Below are 16,967 nucleotides of genomic sequence, written 5' to 3' on the forward strand. Positions count from 1 at the left end.
ATTTTACAGAGTTATATACTCTAGACTATTTTGTAGACTTACGTTTGCCTGCCACATCTTCTTAGCCTTAAGAACAGCATCCATTTTTTCACGTACGTTTGCCGAGTCCATCATTTTCTCAGATAATATCAGACTCAGAAGGTCAAACAAACGTCCCTGCTCAGCTTTTTCCACAGCTAAAGACACTAGGATTCCAACTTGCAAATAAGCACGTGTAGGCTCCACCAAGAGCAAGTCTGTAAATTTCTTTGCCTGTCCCATCAAATCTAAAAAGTTTTTATTTTCTGCTAACTTTTTCGCTTCTTCTTGACTTGAAACCAGTTGAGCTAAGAGATTCGCTTGTGTTTTTAACAAACCCTCCTCTTCTAACATTCGCTCCATGGCCGGAATATTTTTAGGAAAACCTATAATCTGTGTCCGACTCTTGATAGTAGGAAGGACAGCTTCTTCCTGATTGGTCAATAAGAAGATGTGAATAGCTGACTGAGGTTCTTCAATCACTTTTAGCAAAGAGTTGGCTGCGTTAGCATGCATTTTCTCAGCATCACGAATAATGAAAACCTGCTTATTGGATTCAAATCCAGATTGTGAAAAATTCTTAACTAATTCACGTATCGTATCTGTTTTGATAACATTTCCCTGCGGTGCAATAACAGTAAGATCTGAAAACTCATTTGCTTCAATTAGACGACAGGACCGACACTTCTGACAAGGAAGAACGCCTTCTTTCTCCTGACAAAATAACGATTGACTGAGAAAAATTGCCATATCAAAACTAGCAAAGTCACCTGAAAATAGATAGGCATGTGCCAAACGTCTCTGCTCTAAAATTGTCACAAAACGTTGAAATACACTGGGTTGTAAGTTTCTAAGTTCTTCAATCTTCATGTTCTTTCTGCAAACCGTTTCTTAATGACCGCCAGAGCATCTGCAACAACAGCCTCTAGTGGCTGACTGGCATCAATCTTTACCAACCGATCTGGTTCCTGCTCTAAAATACTAAGATAGCCTTGACGCACCCGTCTATGCATATCTGCTTTTTCCATATCCAAGCGATCCACATCACGGTCAGCATTGCGGGCAATTCGAGCCAGCCCTTCTTCTGTATCAATATCAAAATAGAGAGTTAAATCTGGTTTTAAACCATCTGTTGCAAACTGATTGAGCCAATGAATGTCATCTATATCCAAGCCCCGTCCAAATCCTTGATAGGCAATAGAGGAATCGATAAAACGATCAATCAAGAGCAATTTCCCCTGTGCCAAGGGAGGGAGAATCTTTTCTTTCAAATGCTGACGTCGTGCTGCAATGAACAATAACAGCTCCGTCTTATCATCCATCGCTGTATTTGCAGGATTCAGAATAATATTGCGAATTTCTTCTGCAATAGCCACTCCACCTGGCTCTCTAGTTGTGACTACTTCTGGCCCCAATTCCTGCAAGGCTGGCAATAACTGTTGCAATACAGTTGTTTTTCCAGCTCCATCTGGGCCTTCAAATGTAATAAAAAAACCGTTTCTCATCTTTCCCTCGCTCTTAGAACCTATATGCACAGTTCAGCACTTCCATCTAAGGCTAGTTTTTCAACTAGTCTTCCTTAGTTTTTTTCAAAATACAGTCAGTATTCCCTCAAAAAACTGCCCTGATTAGCAAAAAACTATCTCTTATAGTCGTTTAGTTTACTTTTAGTACTTACTCCAACTATCTGAGAGATAGTTGGAGCTGTGCGGGGGTGGGAGTAAAATAGTCCAGTGGACTATTTTAGCCCGAGCCAACTGCTTGGAAGTGAGGGGAACTCTTTTTAGATCAGTCGAGTTCTTTCCCACTCCCGTTTGAACTTGAAAATAAGGAAACGACGCTTCCTCGCTCGTTGAAGTAATAAAAGAGAAACTAAATGACCATATATACCAAGCATTTCACTTGTGAATACTGGTTCTTAGATATTCATTCCATTTTACCAAAAATTAGTCAAAAAATCACTTGAAAATTGACTTGTTTTTAAGGAGAAAATCTTTTAAAATTGATATATACACATATTCGGAGATGCTTATGGTTCGTTTGAAAAATATTTTACTTATTTTGCTTGGTGCAGGGCTATTTGCCTTTGGGCTAAATTATTTAATCATGCCCAATCGTCTATTCGAGGGTGGCGCAACTGGATTGACGCTGATTATTTACTACCTTTTTCATATTCAACCTTGGATAATGAACATTGTGATTAATATTCCATTGTTCATCCTCGGGTGGAAAATACTCGGAAAGAAGACTCTCTATCTCAGTATCTTAGGAACCTTTAGCGTTACCTTTTGGTTGGCCATTTTTGAAAAAATCCATTTTTCAATCAATCTACAACAGGATTTGATACTCGTTAGTATCCTTGGTGGGATTCTTATGGGACTAGGATTAGGAACCATCTTCCGTGCTGGCGGAACGACTGGGGGAAGCGATATTATTGCTCGTATCGGTCATAAATTCCTACCTTATTCCATTGGACAAATCATTCTTGCAGTTGACATCCTCATCCTAACTCTGATTGTTATTGTTTTTAAAGACCTCCGAACAGTTCTATATACTTTAATGATGGTTGCTATTGCTTCCAAGGTTATTGATTTTGTCACGGAGGGCGGATATGGTAGCAAGGGAGTTATGATTGTTTCCCAAAAATCTGACCAATTGGCTCAGGCTATTGATTGTGAAATCGAGCGTGGTGTCACCTTTATCAAAGCACAAGGTTTCTACAGCAAAGCCGATGTCAACATGATTTACTCAGTCATATATAAGAGCCAGCTCCAGGAGATGAAGGAGCTTATTCATCGCATTGACCCCCACGCATTTATCACCATTACAGACGCACATGAAGTACTCGGTGAGGGATTTACTTTAGATCGAGATAAAAAACCAATAGAACGCCATTAAATAAAACCTGCAGTTTCGCTGAACTGCAGGTTTTATATTATGGATTGGTTTCAAGTGGTTGCTCTGCCTCAGACTGTGCTTCTTTTCCTTGCTCCAGCAAAGCAGCAATGATTTTTTGATCGCGTAGCTTAACAGAATCATTGATAGTTTCTGCAGACCGTACAATAGCTGCTTCCAACTCCCGACGTTTCTGACGCCCTTCATCTATAGCTGCAATAATGCCATTATTTTGGGCAACCAAGCTTTCTGCCAATTTGGTAACAGATGCTACTGAAAGGGTCGGATTCTGAGCTGTGCGTTCCATCATCGGGATGGCTTCTTTTGATGTATCCGCAAGCATTTGAAGGGCAGCATTATTAGCATTGACAATCGCATCTGCCGTCTGGCTAGACTTGATAGATTGTTGTAAGATGCCCAACTGTGCAATGGACAATTTCATTGTTGGAATAGTATTGCGACGTAACATCCCAAGGCGCTGTTTCATATCCGAAGAAACCTTGACCAGATTACGCATCTGCGGTGTCGTTGTCCACGCGACATACAAGCGACTCATATACTCAGAATGTTGTTGTTCGAGGATATTAGCAACCTCTGTTACACGTGCCAACTTCTCAGAAGCTACTTGATAATCGACTGTAGTCGGTACTAAAGTTGCGAGGTTTTCTTGTGCCAATTTTGCACGCTCTGCAGCTTCCTGACCAGTTGCTTCAATAAAGGCGATGACCCCAACCAAATTCTCGATAGACTTGGTATTATTTTCAATCAAAAGCTCTGCAGAAACAATATTGCGCGCCAACACTTCTTCCTGCTTGACCACACTGGCTGCCATGCTATCCATTTTCTTTTCAATGGTCTGCGAATCAAAATAAAATTCCTGCAAATCATTCTTGGTCTGCTTGAACAGACGTTGGAAGAAACCTGGTTTCTTTTCTAATTCAGCAGTTGTAGAAATGTCCTTATACTTAGCCACAAAGCCATTCAATTCACGGTTGGTATTGGCCAAAAGCTCATCCACCTGTGGAATTTCAATCTTCTTCTGTTCTGACAAAATGTGATTGACCGTTGCATTGACTTCTTCTACCGCTTCCTTACCAAAATCCAAGAGGGCATTTTGATTAGCTAAGAAGTTATCCACCAATTGGGGAGCCTTGGCACGAATACCTGTTTGTTGTTCCGGTGTCAACTGTGCCAAGAAAGAAACTTTTGAATTATCTCCAGTCGGAGTCGCTTGAATAAGCTCTGTTGTCTTATCTTTGGTTGATAAACTATTATTAGCAATCTGATCAATATCGAAATTAAATCCTGACATCTTCTCTATTCCTCTTCTCTTTTCATCATACGCAGACTGACTTCAAAATCTTTCATATCCGCTTCGTTAAATTGTTTGATGGTATCATCCAAATCCTTATCAAAAATTTCCATGGCTGATTTTGCCTGCACCAATCGTTCTTCTGCGTTGAAATAATCTTTCGGTGATTTTTTGATTTTCAAATAGCCCTGTAAAATATCGTTAAACCGACTCATATTGGCCTCATGGATAGCTGTCAATTCTTCCCGCTTATCTGTCGCCTTTTCCAGCTTTTCAAGAATAACAAGATTGTCTCTTTGAATATTACAATAGGTTTCTAGAATTTCAGGAGCTAAATCCGCTATCATGCCTTGTTCATCCATCACAGCATTACCACCAGTAGAAACCTGTGTGTCAGTATTTTCTTCTGTTTTAGCTTCTGGCAGTTTTAAATGATATTTTAGTTGCAAGGTATCTACAACTTCTTTACTTTCATATCCATTCAGATATTTTCCAACTTTTTGATAGAGCTGATCTAATTCAAATAATTGTCCTAACAGTCTACTTCGCAACTGTAACACAACCTTATCCTCACCCTTTTCCACCAAGAGCTCTTGATGCTTTTCATAGCCCGAACGAATAGATAGCGCTAATACCTGCAAGCGTTTTATAGAATCTCTATTCAAAAAACGCTGGATAGCCTCTCTCTTGTAAAAATAGCCAATTAGGAGCCCAATGGGCAATAAGATATACCAGAAACTCATGACAAAACCGATTGCCAATAAAACAAGGAGGGCCACAAGTCCTGAATTATTTTTACCATATTTCTTATACTTTTTATATTTGTGCCCCATAGAGCCTCCTCATACATGATATACTTTATTATATCACATTCCCCTAAAATACTAGAATGATAGCTAAAGAAAAAAACCGAGAAATCTCGGTTTTTAAATATTTTTAGCAACAGTCGGAACCAAACTATCCACTTGGATACCTGCACCCTCGAAAAGAATTCGAACTTCTTCAACATCAACTTTTCCGTCAATCTGCACTTCGATGACAACTTTTCCAGACTTGGTAGCAAGTTGCACAGTAGATACAATATTATAATCCTTATCTGCCACCAATCGAATAATTTTTTCTAACTCCCCTGCCTTATTTTCAACAAGGAACCGAGCGCGTACTCCTTCTTCCCCATAACCTGAGACATGAAGAAAAGCTGCAAAAATATCACGATCAGTAATGACCCCATACAGTTGACCGTTATCAACAACTGGAAGAATCCCCACCTTATTTTTATACATGAGATAAGCAGCATCTTCAAGACTAGCATAACCTGAGACTGTGATAACATTCTTAATCATCACATCCTTGACCTTAGTCTTATTCAAAAGGTAGTTCATCTCGTAAATAGATAGGCTAGTTGCTTTTGATGGACTAGCTTCTGCGATCGTTCCCTCAGTGACCAAACCAACCAACTTATCATTTTCAATAACAGGTAGACGGTGCAAATCCTGTTCACGCATAATATCTGCAGCGTGTGCAATGGTTGTATCTGGTGAAATATAAACAACTTTACGGGTCATAAAATCTTTAACAGACATAGGACTTCCTCCTTTGGTAAATCATACTTTATTATACCACAAATCCGAAAACGATTTCAATATTTAATGAAAAGAAATGAAAATCAATTCTTATCCAGCACCTTGAAAGGAATGTGGGAATAATCTCTGTGCGTTTTTAAAAATTCCAAGGCTTCTTTTTTTACCTGTACGAGATTGACACCTTGGGCATTAGCCCCATAGACACAGCCACAATAGCACTGGCGATAAATGTCATACTCTTCACACATTTGAACTGAACGCTGATAGCCTCCATTTTTCTTAAAGTCACTCGGAAGATACTGGGTATCGTATAATTTCTGCACCTCAATCCCAACAGCATTGATGGTCTGCGAATTCTTATGTGGACTGATTGTCAAAGCCGAACCAAAATAGTCAAAACCAAGCTCAACTGCCTTCTCCGCAGTCTTATCCAACCGATAATCATAGCAAACCTTACACCGATCTCCCCCCTCTGGCTCATTGGCGAGATGCTGAGTTTTCTTGAAAAATTCCTGAGGGCTATAGTCAGCTTCTAGGTAGCCTACCGACTGTCCAGTTTTCTGATTAAATTCTTTGACAAACTGGGCCGTCACGGCTGCCCGCCGCTGGTACTCCGCCTTTGGATGAATATTGGAATTCGCAAAATAGATGGTTACATCTGCATATTGAGTCAAGTACTCCAATGTATAGGTCGAGCATGGTGCACAACAGACATGCATGAGAATTTTCGGTCGAAGCCCCGCTTCCTGCCACGTGCTTGCCATTTTTTGAAACACTTTATCATAGTTAACCTTTTGATTCGGTGATAGAGTCGATAAAATCTCTTCAACTTTAATCATACAAACCTCCAAATATACATTCATTATACTATATTTGAAGACCACTGCATAGATAGTAATAACATGAGAGAAGGCTCCCCATTTCCAACCTAAAAAGGTCCCCCGGGCATTGATATAAAGAAAACCGCTTACCAGCGGTTCTCATTTCCAACCTAAAAAGGGCACCAAAATGAATAAAAGGAAAGAGGCTGGGCAACAAGTCCAGGGCCACTTCTCAGAGTTCGTGTCAACATCTCAGCGCAGTGGTTGATTGGCAGATTTGTTCGTGTTTCACACTCCAAATCTGGCCTAATCAACTGTGCGGGGGTGGGAAGACGAACTCTTTTTGACCTAGTCGAGTTCTTTCCCACTCCCCCTATTTCCGACCTAAAACAACCCGTCAGGGTTGAGGGACAAACCAGCAACGTACATTGCTGGTTTTCCTATCTCCAACCTAAAAAGGTACCCCGGACCCTGATATAAAGAAAAACGCCTGCCGGCGTTTCTCATTTCCAACCTAAAAAGGTCCCCCGGACCTTTTTAGCCACCCAGATATGCTTTTTTGACTTCTTCTGATGCGAGGAGTTCTTTTCCTGTTCCTGATAGGACAACTTTTCCTGTTTCTAGAACATAGCCACGATCTGCAATAGCGAGAGCTTTGTTGGCATTTTGCTCAATCAAGAGGACAGTTGTTCCTTGTTTTTGAATATCTTGGATAATATCAAAAATTTCTTGGATAAAGATCGGAGCCAAGCCCATTGATGGTTCATCAAGGAGCAAGAGCTTTGGTTGGCTCATTAGGGCACGTCCCATGGCCAACATCTGTTGCTCACCACCTGAAAGGGTAGCTGCATCCTGGTTTTTACGTTCTTCCAAACGTGGAAAACGAGCAAAGATTTTTTTCAAGTTTGCTTGGTTTTCTTCACGATTGTTACGAAGGAAGGCACCCATTTCCAAGTTTTCCATAACTGTCAAGCCTGCAAAAACATGACGACCTTCTGGAACTTGTGATAAACCGTCTGCTACGATTTTACGTGCAGGAACTTTTTGAATCTCATTTCCAAGGAAAGAAATTGTTCCAGCTGATGGACGAACAAGTCCTGAAATAGTACGAAGGATAGAGGTTTTACCAGCACCATTAGCGCCGATAAGTGTTACAACCTCACCTTCATTAACCTCAAAGCTAACATCTTTAACAGCTTCGATAACACCGTAGTTAACGGAAAGATTTTTTACTTCTAACATTGCCATTAAGCTTCACCTCCAAGGTAGGCTTCAATTACACGCTTGTTATTACGAATTTCTTCTGGTGTACCATGGGCAATCAAACGACCGTACTCCAATACGTATATCCGCTCCGTCACTTCCATAACCAAGCTCATATCGTGTTCGATCAAGATGATAGTAATGCCAAATTCTTCTTTGATTTTACGGATAAGTTGGGTCAATTCTGCCGTTTCTTGTGGGTTCATACCAGCCGCTGGTTCATCCAAGAAAAGAATTTTTGGTTCAGTCGCAAGGGCACGAACGATTTCCAAACGTCGTTGTTGACCGTAAGGAAGGTTTTTAGCTAATGTATCTGCATCTCCATCCAAATCGAAGATTTTCAAAAGTTCAAGCGCTTTTGTTTTCAACGCTTCTTCATTCTTATAGAATGCTGGAAGACGGAAGAAACTTGCAAATACTTCTGATTTACCATGATTGCCAAGACCAATCAAAACATTTTCCAAAACGGTCATATTTTTGAACAAACGAATGTTCTGGAAAGTACGACCAAGACCAAGCGAAGCAATTTTTGATGGTGCTTTACCGTTCAAAATAGTCCCTGCAAGAGAAATTGTCCCCTCGCTTGGCTCATAAACACCTGTCAAGAGGTTGAAAAGAGTCGTTTTACCAGCACCATTTGGACCGATAAGACCAACCAATTCCCCTTCATGAAGTTCCATGGTCACATCACCAACGGCAGTCAGGCCACCGAAGTTCTTGGTTAAATCTTTTACTTCAAGTAATGCCATTACTTAACCTCCTTCTTCTTGAGTAGAGCTACTACGCTGAATTCCTTAGTTCCCAAAAGACCTCCAGGACGGAAAATCATCAAGAGAATAAGAGCTAATGAATAGATAATCATTGAAATATCAGAGTAACTCTTGAGGAATACGTTCAAAATACCAAGTACAATGGCTGCTACAAAGGTACCTGTGATAGAGCCCAAACCACCCAATACAATGATAATCAAAACGTTAACGGAGGTCATAAAGGCAAAGTCTTTCGGAACAATTGTCCCAACGTATCCTGCATGGAGACCACCTGCAATGGCTGCCGTCATGGCACCAAATACAAAGGCTGAAACTTTCACAAATGTTGGATTGACACCTACAGATTCTGCCGCAATTTCATCCTCACGAACAGAAATTGTAGCACGTCCCATCGGACTGCGCAAAAAGTTAACTGTCACCAAAGTTGTGATGATTACAAAAATATAAACTAAAGGCCAGCTTGTAAAGAGTGGAATAGACATAATACCTGCTGCACCATTCGTTACACTACCACCATTGATAATTAAAATACGAATAATCTCTGCAACACCAAGAGTCGCAATTGCAAGGTAGTCACCTTTCAAACGAAGGGTTGGAATACCAACTAAAAGAGCCACTGCACCTGAGATTAACATCCCAACAATCAAGGCGATAGCAAATCCACCATAAGTTGGCATCATTTTCCCAAGAATACCTACTGCATAAGCACCAATAGCCATAAAACCAGCATGACCAAGTGAAAATTGACCTGAGAAACCAACAATCAAGTTTAAACCAACTGCCAAGATAATTTGAATACCGATTTGCTGAACAATCTGGATGTAGTAAAAATTCAGAATCCCTGCTGATACAAGACCTTGAATAAGCCCAAAACCAGCCAATAAGATAGCCAACCAAATCGCATTAACTTTTAAATTTTGCTTCATGGTTACACCTTCTCTTTCACATTTTTACCAAGAATACCACTTGGACGCACCAAGAGGATGATGATCAAAACAGTATATACGATCGCATCACGGAAAGTATCGAATTCAATCACATAGGTGAATGTTTCGATGATACCGATAACGAAGCCACCAAGCGCAGCACCTGGAATAATACCGATACCACCCAATACTGCCGCTACAAAGGCTTTCAAACCTGGGGTCATCCCCATCAAAGGCTCAATCTGGTTGTAGTAGAGACCTAGGAGAACACCCGCAGCACCCGCAAGAGCTGACCCAAGAGCAAAAGTAAAGCTGATTGTACGGTTTACATTAATCCCCATAAGCTGAGCTGCATCGCTATCTACAGAAACCGCACGCATGGCTTTCCCCATTTTTGTACGTTTGACAATTAATTGTAGAGCGACCATCAACGCAAGCGATACACCAAGAATTATCAACTGGATATTAGTAACAGAAACTGGACCAAGGTTAAAAGTCACAGCTTCGATTGCTTGAGGAAAGGCTTTTACGTCTGCTGTAAAGAATTTAATCATAGTGTATTCTAAGAAGAAGGATACACCGATAGCCGTAATCAAAGCTGCTATACGCGTTGAATTACGCAAAGGACGATAGGCTAAAAACTCTATAACGACACCGAGAATAGCCGTCCCTACCATCGCTAGAATGAGAGCAACAAAGAAACGCGTTCCACCATCTGCAATAAAAGTTAAATTATTTAATAGGAAGTACCCCATAAAAGCACCCATCATATACAAATCACCATGGGCGAAGTTAATGAGTTTGATAATTCCGTACACCATGGTATAACCAAGGGCCAAAAGGGCATAAACAGAACCAAGAATCAAACCATTGACAAGTTGTTGAAGCATAGGTTCACCAATCTTTCTAAATATTTTTCGAGCTCAATAGCATTGTTACATTATACAAAATTTTCTGAAAATAAGCAAGTTAGATAGAGAGTTTAATCATTAAAATTACAGAAATTTTAACCAAATTTTATATCCGCATGTATACTATTCTACACATTCTGACAAGTGAAAAAGAGGGAATTCCCTCTTTTCATCCACTATTAGTCAATAGAGATAGTATCTACAGATGATTCTTCTCCGTTTGTTAAACCAACAACATAAACTGATTTAACGACATTGTGCTCTTTGTCAACAGACATTGTACCAGTCACACCTTCAAAGTCTTTCAGAGCTGCAAGATTAGCCTTCACTGCTGCTGAATCAGCTGCACCTTTTGCTGCTTCTGCTGCCATGTAAACTGAGTCGTAAGCTAGAGCTGAGAACATTGATGGCTCTTCATTGTATTCTTTCACATAGGCATCATAGAATGCTTTTGCTTTTTCACTTGCTGATGTTACAAATCCAGAAAGGTAGTAAACATTTGATGCTGCTGATGCAGTTGCCAATTCAGTAAATTGTGGTGAGTCAAAACCATCTGAACCAAGAATTGGCTTGTCAATACCCAAACCGCGTGCTTGCTTCACAATTGTACCTGTTTCATTGTAGTAACCAGGCATGATGATGGCATCAAATTCTTTATCTTTCAATTTTGTCAAAGCAGCTTGGAAATCCTTATCGCCAGAAGCAAATGTGATTTCTGAAACGATTTCTCCTTTGTAAGCCTTCTTGAAAGCCTCTGCTACACCCTTACCATAATCAGAAGAGTTGTCAAAGTAAAGAACAACTTTCTTAGCTGACAAGTTCTCAGTAGCGTATTTAGCCATAATTTGACCTTGATACCCATCTGTAAAGGTTGTACGGAAGAAGTATTCTTGTACCTCACCTTTATCGTTCACAACCAAGTTTGTTTGAGTTCCTGAAGGAGTAATCATAGGAACACCAGCAGATGTCAATGCTGGAATAGAGGCTGCTGAAGCTCCTGATGTAGCAGGACCAATCACAACGTTTGCCCCTTCACTTGCCAAGCTTGTTGCAACAGTAGCTGCCTCTGCTGTTTCAGACTTGTTGTCTTTTGTAATCACTTCGATTTTTTTACCGTCAATACCACCCGCAGCATTGATTTCTTTCACAGCAAGGTTGGCACCTTTTTCCTCTGTTTGACCATAAGATGAAACAGCACCTGACAACTCCAAGTTGTAGCCGATTTTAAATGTATCACCTACAGAAGAACCTGCGGCTGAAGTATTGGTTGTCGAAACATTACCACATGCAGCAAGTAGAGCTGCAGAGGCAAATGTAGCAAGCGCTACTGCAAATTTTCTTGTTTTCATGAAAACTCCTTAAATCTTTCTTAAATTTTACGATGTATCTAATATACTGAATTATCTGAAAATTGTCAACAAAAAAAGAAAAAATTTTTAAAATAAAAAATTAGCAGGTATGTATCCCCTGCTAATTCCGACTATCCTGCGACTGATGGTTCTTCATCTCTCCATAGATTACCTACAAAGTTTTGGTCTAATTCCTTAATGTACGAAGGAACCACTTTTTTTACAAAACGCTCCTTTTTCAATTTTAATATGGTAGTTTCTACTAGTTCTTGATCCATATACACCAAAACATATCGCAATCGTTTGGAATGGTAAACAATATCTCCATATTGGCTGAGTTTACGTGCATCACGATTGTAGTGTAAATAGACAGTTAAGCAAGTGCGATTTTTCTTCTCAAACATGTCTTCTCCTCTAAAAATTCTCTTTCTATATTATACCGTTTTCAATGATAAATGAAAAGCTCCAACTACCTGTAAAAGAGTTGGAGCTAATAGGAATAGTCAGTGTTATTACATATTTGTCACTGCTTATTTGACTTTTGTATTGTCCATAATCTGGTCAATAAATCCGTAAGCCAAGGTTTCTTCTGCTGACATCCAGTAATCACGTTCTGCATCCTTATGGATTTGCTTGACTGTCTTACCTGAATTATCTGCCAAGATTTTTTCTAGCTTATTACGTGTTTTTAATAGGTGTTCTGCTGCAATAGCCATGTCTGTTTGCTGAGTGCCACCACCTGTTCCACCCATCGGTTGGTGAATCATGTACTCTGCATTTGGCAACATGAAACGTTTGCCCTTGGCACCGCTTGATGCAATGATGGTTCCCATGCTCGCAGCTGTTCCCATAACGATGGTTTGAACATCAGCTTTAATGAAATTCATCGTGTCTACAATGGCAAGACCTGCTGACACCGATCCTCCTGGCGTATTAACATAGAGGTAAATATCCTTTGTAGGATCTTGGGCATCAAGGAAAAGCAATTGTGCAATGATAGAGTTTGCCATATTGTCCTCAACTGGTCCTGTCAACATGATAATACGGTCTTTCAAAAGGCGTGAGTAAATATCATAAGAACGCTCACCACGGCTAGTTTGTTCAATAACTACTGGAATCATAAAATTACTCCTTTTCGAGATTTTCTGTACCCATTATATATGAATAGTCAAAATTGGTCAAATAAAAAACACGATTTCAGGAAACGAAAAAGAAACCAGCAGAGCTGATTCCTTTTAATCAATTATTTTGTACCGAACAAGCGGTCACCTGCATCTCCCAAACCTGGTACGATGTAGCCTTTTTCATTGAGTTTTTCATCCAAAGCTGCTGTGTAAATATCAATATCTGGATGTGCATCTTGAAGAGCTTTTACACCTTCTGGAGCTGAAACAAGAGCAACAAATTTGATATTTGAAGCACCGCGTTTTTTCAATGAATCAACTGCAAGAATAGCTGAACCACCTGTAGCAAGCATTGGGTCAACTACAAAAATATGACGTTGATCAATATCTTCTGGTAATTTCACAAGATACTCAACGGGTTGAAGGGTTTCTTCATCGCGGTACATACCGATGTGACCAACTTTAGCTGCTGGTACCAAGCTTAGCAAACCATCAACCATACCAACACCTGCACGAAGAATTGGTACGATAGCTAATTTTTTACCTGCAATTTGTTTCTGAACTGTTTTAGTGATTGGCGTTTCAATCTCCACATCTTCAAGTGGCAAGTCACGCAAAACTTCGTAACCCATCAGCATCGCGATTTCATTAACCAACTCACGAAAATCCTTTGTTGAAGTAGATGTACGACGAAGGATAGACAACTTATGCTGAATGAGTGGGTGTGAAATGACTTGGAATTTCCCCATGATGATAAAACCTCTCTTTTTTGTTTTTTCTATTTTACCAAAAAAATTGAAAAAATGCTTGAGAATATGGCAAATTTATTTATTTTTTGAAAACGATAGCTTCAAAAGGTCTCAACATCCCTTTATTAATCGCCTCTTCGTTTTCATAATTGTTCATGAAAATAGAATATTCTTCCACAGCTATAGTATAAGCCTGCTCCTGGCTTGAAAAGTTTACTAATACAATGAAATCATCCTGTTCATCATATTTACGGTAGGCCATTACCGAGCTATTTCCAGTCTCCATCACTTCATATTTTCCTTCAGACATACAAGGATACTCTTTCCGAAGAGCGATTAATTTTTGATAGGTATAGAAAAGCGATTGTTTGTCTGCAAGTGCTTTTTCAACGTTGATGTCTTTGACAGTATCTCCCAAAGCCAGCCAGGCTTGACCTGTACTGAAGCCCGCTCCTTCTGTTCCTGTCCATTGCATTGGACGGCGAGCATTATCACGACCTTTGGCATTTATAGAAGTAATCAATTCCTCCTTGGTAAAGCCATTTTCAATCCGTTCCGCATACATGCGACGTGTTTCAATATCGTCCGCTTGGCTAATATCCGTAATTGGTGTATTAATCATACCAATTTCCTCACCTTGGTAGATATAAGGTGTCCCTGACATAAAATGAAGATAAATAGCCAACATTTTACCACTTAGCTCACGAAATGCAGGTTGATCATCACCGAAGCGAGAAATGGCACGAGGTAAATCGTGGTTATTCCAGAAAAGAGAGTTCCAGCCTTTACCAACCAGTTCAGTCTGCCATTTGGATAGAACCTTATGCAGACGAGCTGGGTCAAGCGGTGCCAAATCCCACTTTTCTTTCCCTTCCTGCTGATCAAGTCCTACGTGTTCAAATTGGAAAATCATCGAAAATTCTTTTCGGTCAGGGTGCGAATATAACTGAGCATTTTCTGGATTGGCACTCCAGGTTTCCCCAACAGTCACTAAGTCGTATGCACCAAAGGTTTTCTCATTTAATTCCTGAATAAGAGGATGGAGAGTCGGTCCATCGGCTGTAATTAATTTTTCCGGTTCTTTTCCAATCAAATCAATCACATCTAGCCTGAAACCACCGACACCTTTTTCAATCCAAAAATTGATCATATCCCAGATTTCTTGTTTCAGAGCAGGATTTTTCCAGTTCAAATCTGGTTGCTTAACAGAGAATTGGTGGAGATAGTATTTGTTCAGATGTGGAACGTATTCCCAAGCAGAGCCTGAAAAGGTCGAGCGTAATTCATTCGGCTCATCAGCCCAAACATAATAGTCATAATAGGGATTATCTGGTCCTTTGAGGGCTTCTTGAAACCAGAAATGTTCATCCGAGGTATGATTGAGCACTAAATCCATGATTATTTTGATATTGCGCTTATGACCTTCTGCAATCAGCTCTTCCATATCTTCCATGGTCCCAAATTCTGGAGCAATTCCTTGGTAGTCACTGATGTCGTAACCATTGTCATCCATGGGTGACTGATAAACAGGACTGAGCCAAATAGCATCAATTCCAAGCTCGTGAAGATAATCTAATCGGCTGATAATCCCTCGAATATCCCCTACTCCATCTCCATTTGAATCTTGAAAACTACGAGGGTAAATTTGGTAAATGACGGACTTCTTCCACCAATCTGTCTTTTGTATTTCTGACATTTGATTGATCCTTTCTGTACAATCTTATTTACGCAAGAAAAGGGGAATCCCCCTCTTTCTATATAATCATATTATAACTCAATTGTGGTAATTTTGCCCTCTTCTATTTCAACAATTTCAAAGTTTTTTTCTTTTAGGTTTGCTATTAGGCGGGCAGATACCCCTGCATCTTGATTATTCCAGAGAATTTCCATACTTGTTTCATCCAGCATCTTAACAGAGAACTCTCCGTCGAAAGCTGGACTTGTATTGCGGAATTTAAGGAGTTTGAACAAGGATTGTACAACTGGCCGTTGTACTTCGTGCTCAATTTCTTCCAAATCATAGTAATGGCGATTAATATTGCGGCCTTCCTTACTTGATTCTAAAAGTTCAATATCATTTTCACCTGCAAGTAAACCAACATAGTAAATCTGTGGAATACCTGGTGCAAAACATTGAAGAACACGCGCTAATAGGTAAGCTTGATCGTTATTGCCAAGGGCAGAATAATATGTACAGTTAATCTGATAAATATCCAAATTATTATAGGCTTCCGTACTATAAATTTTCTTCACATTGGCACCTTGTGCATACAAGGCTTCACGCGTTTCCTCTGTCTCCTCATCCGTCAGCAAATCCTTAACGTCCACAACCCCTATTCCATCATGTGTATCAAGAGTTGTAAATTGCTTGCGAGGGCAAATCTCCATCCAGTGAACCAGACGATTGACATGACCAGAATACAAAGCGTGGAGAACCAGCATTGGCAAGGCAAAGTCATAAACATAATAATCCTGTTCCGCAATCTTTTGTTGAATGGTGTAATGCTCATGGATTTCAGGTAAGATTTCTACATCATTTGGTGCTAATAACTGACGTGGAAAATGGAGCATTTCCCAAATATCAGGCTCCACAAAGAAACAGTTGGTTCCTATTTTTTTATTGGCATAAGCAAAGGCGTCCAAACGAATGATCGAAGCACCATGTTCTGCCAACTGTTCCAGATTTTCTTGGATGAACCGGCGTGTTGTCTCTGTAGTCACATCCAAGTCAATCTGTTGCTCATCAAAGGTACACCATACCTTCTCCTCGCTACCATCAGCAAATGTTGCAATTCGATATGGAGCACGAGGTTTACGCTTATAGATCAATTCAACATCTTCTTGCGTTGGCTCACCATTTGGCCAAAAATTTTTATAGCGAATAAACAAATCCGCATAAGCTGAATCGTCTTTCTTTTCAAGAAAATCAAGGAAATATGGAGATTTTGCAGAAATATGATTGATCATAAAATCGAACATGAGATAGTAGTCTTTGCTTAGTGCTTCAATATCTGACCAATCTCCAAATGCAGGATCTACCTTTGTATAATCCATTGGCGCAAACCCACGGTCACCAGATGATGGGAAAAACGGCAGAATATGGATACCTCCCACAACATCCTTTAATGGCCCCTCAAGAACTTTTTTCAAATCCTTGAGATTTTTGCCTAAACTATCCGAATAAGTAATCAACATCGCTTGATTTTTAATTTTCATAGATATTCTCCTTTGTAAGCCTTTTCTTTT

At 39.9% G+C, this 16,967-nt stretch carries 17 protein-coding genes; 1 reads left to right on the forward strand and 16 read right to left on the reverse strand.

All coding sequences use genetic code 11. From position 1 onward, the window contains the following. Positions 1-3 precede the first annotated feature (3 nt). Together K5Q34_RS02875 and tmk are read right to left on the reverse strand one after the other, a co-directional pair. On the reverse strand, positions 4-888 hold the full coding sequence (locus K5Q34_RS02875) for a DNA polymerase III subunit delta' (protein ID WP_024407089.1): 885 nt from the start codon (positions 886-888) through the stop codon (positions 4-6). Then, positions 885-1,523 (reverse strand): dTMP kinase, encoded by a 639-nt coding sequence (gene tmk / locus K5Q34_RS02880; protein ID WP_024384872.1) that lies wholly within the window; start codon positions 1,521-1,523, stop codon positions 885-887. The genes K5Q34_RS02875 and tmk overlap by 4 nt, the downstream gene beginning before the upstream one ends. A gap of 526 nt (positions 1,524-2,049) precedes the next feature. On the opposite strand from tmk, the gene K5Q34_RS02885 reads away from it, so the two are divergent. Next, on the forward strand, positions 2,050-2,916 hold the full coding sequence (locus tag K5Q34_RS02885) for a YitT family protein (protein WP_002935357.1): 867 nt from the start codon (positions 2,050-2,052) through the stop codon (positions 2,914-2,916). Positions 2,917-2,953: 37 nt separating this feature from the next. Here the strand turns inward: K5Q34_RS02885 and K5Q34_RS02890 are convergent, their stop codons facing one another. From K5Q34_RS02890 to gtfA, 14 genes are all read right to left on the reverse strand, one after another. Beyond that, positions 2,954-4,225 (reverse strand): toxic anion resistance protein, encoded by a 1,272-nt coding sequence (locus K5Q34_RS02890; RefSeq protein ID WP_105119667.1) that lies wholly within the window; start codon positions 4,223-4,225, stop codon positions 2,954-2,956. Positions 4,226-4,230: 5 nt separating this feature from the next. Then, entirely contained in the window at positions 4,231-5,058 is an 828-nt protein-coding gene (locus K5Q34_RS02895; RefSeq protein ID WP_221864484.1) for a hypothetical protein, read from the reverse strand. Positions 5,059-5,151: 93 nt separating this feature from the next. Next, positions 5,152-5,808 (reverse strand): CBS domain-containing protein, encoded by a 657-nt coding sequence (locus tag K5Q34_RS02900; RefSeq protein ID WP_221864485.1) that lies wholly within the window; start codon positions 5,806-5,808, stop codon positions 5,152-5,154. Between the two features lie 83 nt (positions 5,809-5,891). Further along, positions 5,892-6,647 (reverse strand): epoxyqueuosine reductase QueH, encoded by a 756-nt coding sequence (locus tag K5Q34_RS02905; protein WP_024387922.1) that lies wholly within the window; start codon positions 6,645-6,647, stop codon positions 5,892-5,894. Between the two features lie 519 nt (positions 6,648-7,166). After that, positions 7,167-7,877 (reverse strand): ABC transporter ATP-binding protein, encoded by a 711-nt coding sequence (locus K5Q34_RS02910; RefSeq protein ID WP_002937288.1) that lies wholly within the window; start codon positions 7,875-7,877, stop codon positions 7,167-7,169. Further along, the gene (locus K5Q34_RS02915; protein WP_024384876.1) at positions 7,877-8,641 is read right to left on the reverse strand and encodes an ABC transporter ATP-binding protein; all 765 of its coding nucleotides are present in this window, start codon (positions 8,639-8,641) and stop codon (positions 7,877-7,879) included. The genes K5Q34_RS02910 and K5Q34_RS02915 overlap by 1 nt, the downstream gene beginning before the upstream one ends. Continuing rightward, on the reverse strand, positions 8,641-9,588 hold the full coding sequence (locus K5Q34_RS02920; protein ID WP_221864486.1) for a branched-chain amino acid ABC transporter permease: 948 nt from the start codon (positions 9,586-9,588) through the stop codon (positions 8,641-8,643). The genes K5Q34_RS02915 and K5Q34_RS02920 overlap by 1 nt, the downstream gene beginning before the upstream one ends. Before the next feature lie 2 nt (positions 9,589-9,590). After that, positions 9,591-10,478, reverse strand: a complete 888-nt coding sequence (locus K5Q34_RS02925; RefSeq protein ID WP_012027482.1) for a branched-chain amino acid ABC transporter permease — start codon at positions 10,476-10,478, stop codon at positions 9,591-9,593. Between the two features lie 200 nt (positions 10,479-10,678). Next, positions 10,679-11,848 carry an ABC transporter substrate-binding protein gene (locus tag K5Q34_RS02930; protein ID WP_044668681.1) on the reverse strand — a complete coding sequence of 390 codons (1,170 nt, stop codon included), beginning with the start codon at positions 11,846-11,848 and terminating at the stop codon, positions 10,679-10,681. Between the two features lie 131 nt (positions 11,849-11,979). Then, positions 11,980-12,252, reverse strand: a complete 273-nt coding sequence (locus K5Q34_RS02935; RefSeq protein WP_221864487.1) for a YlbG family protein — start codon at positions 12,250-12,252, stop codon at positions 11,980-11,982. Positions 12,253-12,378: 126 nt separating this feature from the next. Continuing rightward, positions 12,379-12,990 (reverse strand): ATP-dependent Clp protease proteolytic subunit, encoded by a 612-nt coding sequence (locus K5Q34_RS02940; RefSeq protein ID WP_223375679.1) that lies wholly within the window; start codon positions 12,988-12,990, stop codon positions 12,379-12,381. A gap of 101 nt (positions 12,991-13,091) precedes the next feature. Continuing rightward, the gene (gene upp, locus K5Q34_RS02945) at positions 13,092-13,721 is read right to left on the reverse strand and encodes a uracil phosphoribosyltransferase (protein WP_012027487.1); all 630 of its coding nucleotides are present in this window, start codon (positions 13,719-13,721) and stop codon (positions 13,092-13,094) included. Positions 13,722-13,800: 79 nt separating this feature from the next. After that, positions 13,801-15,417, reverse strand: coding sequence for an alpha-glucosidase (locus K5Q34_RS02950; RefSeq protein WP_221864488.1), 1,617 nt, complete (start codon positions 15,415-15,417; stop codon positions 13,801-13,803). 71 nt (positions 15,418-15,488) lie between these two features. Continuing rightward, on the reverse strand, positions 15,489-16,937 hold the full coding sequence (gene gtfA / locus K5Q34_RS02955) for a sucrose phosphorylase (RefSeq protein WP_221864489.1): 1,449 nt from the start codon (positions 16,935-16,937) through the stop codon (positions 15,489-15,491). Positions 16,938-16,967 lie beyond the last annotated feature (30 nt).

Source organism: Streptococcus sp. 2018110 (assembly GCF_019754115.1).
Taxonomy (GTDB): Bacteria; Bacillota; Bacilli; order Lactobacillales; family Streptococcaceae; genus Streptococcus; species Streptococcus hashimotonensis.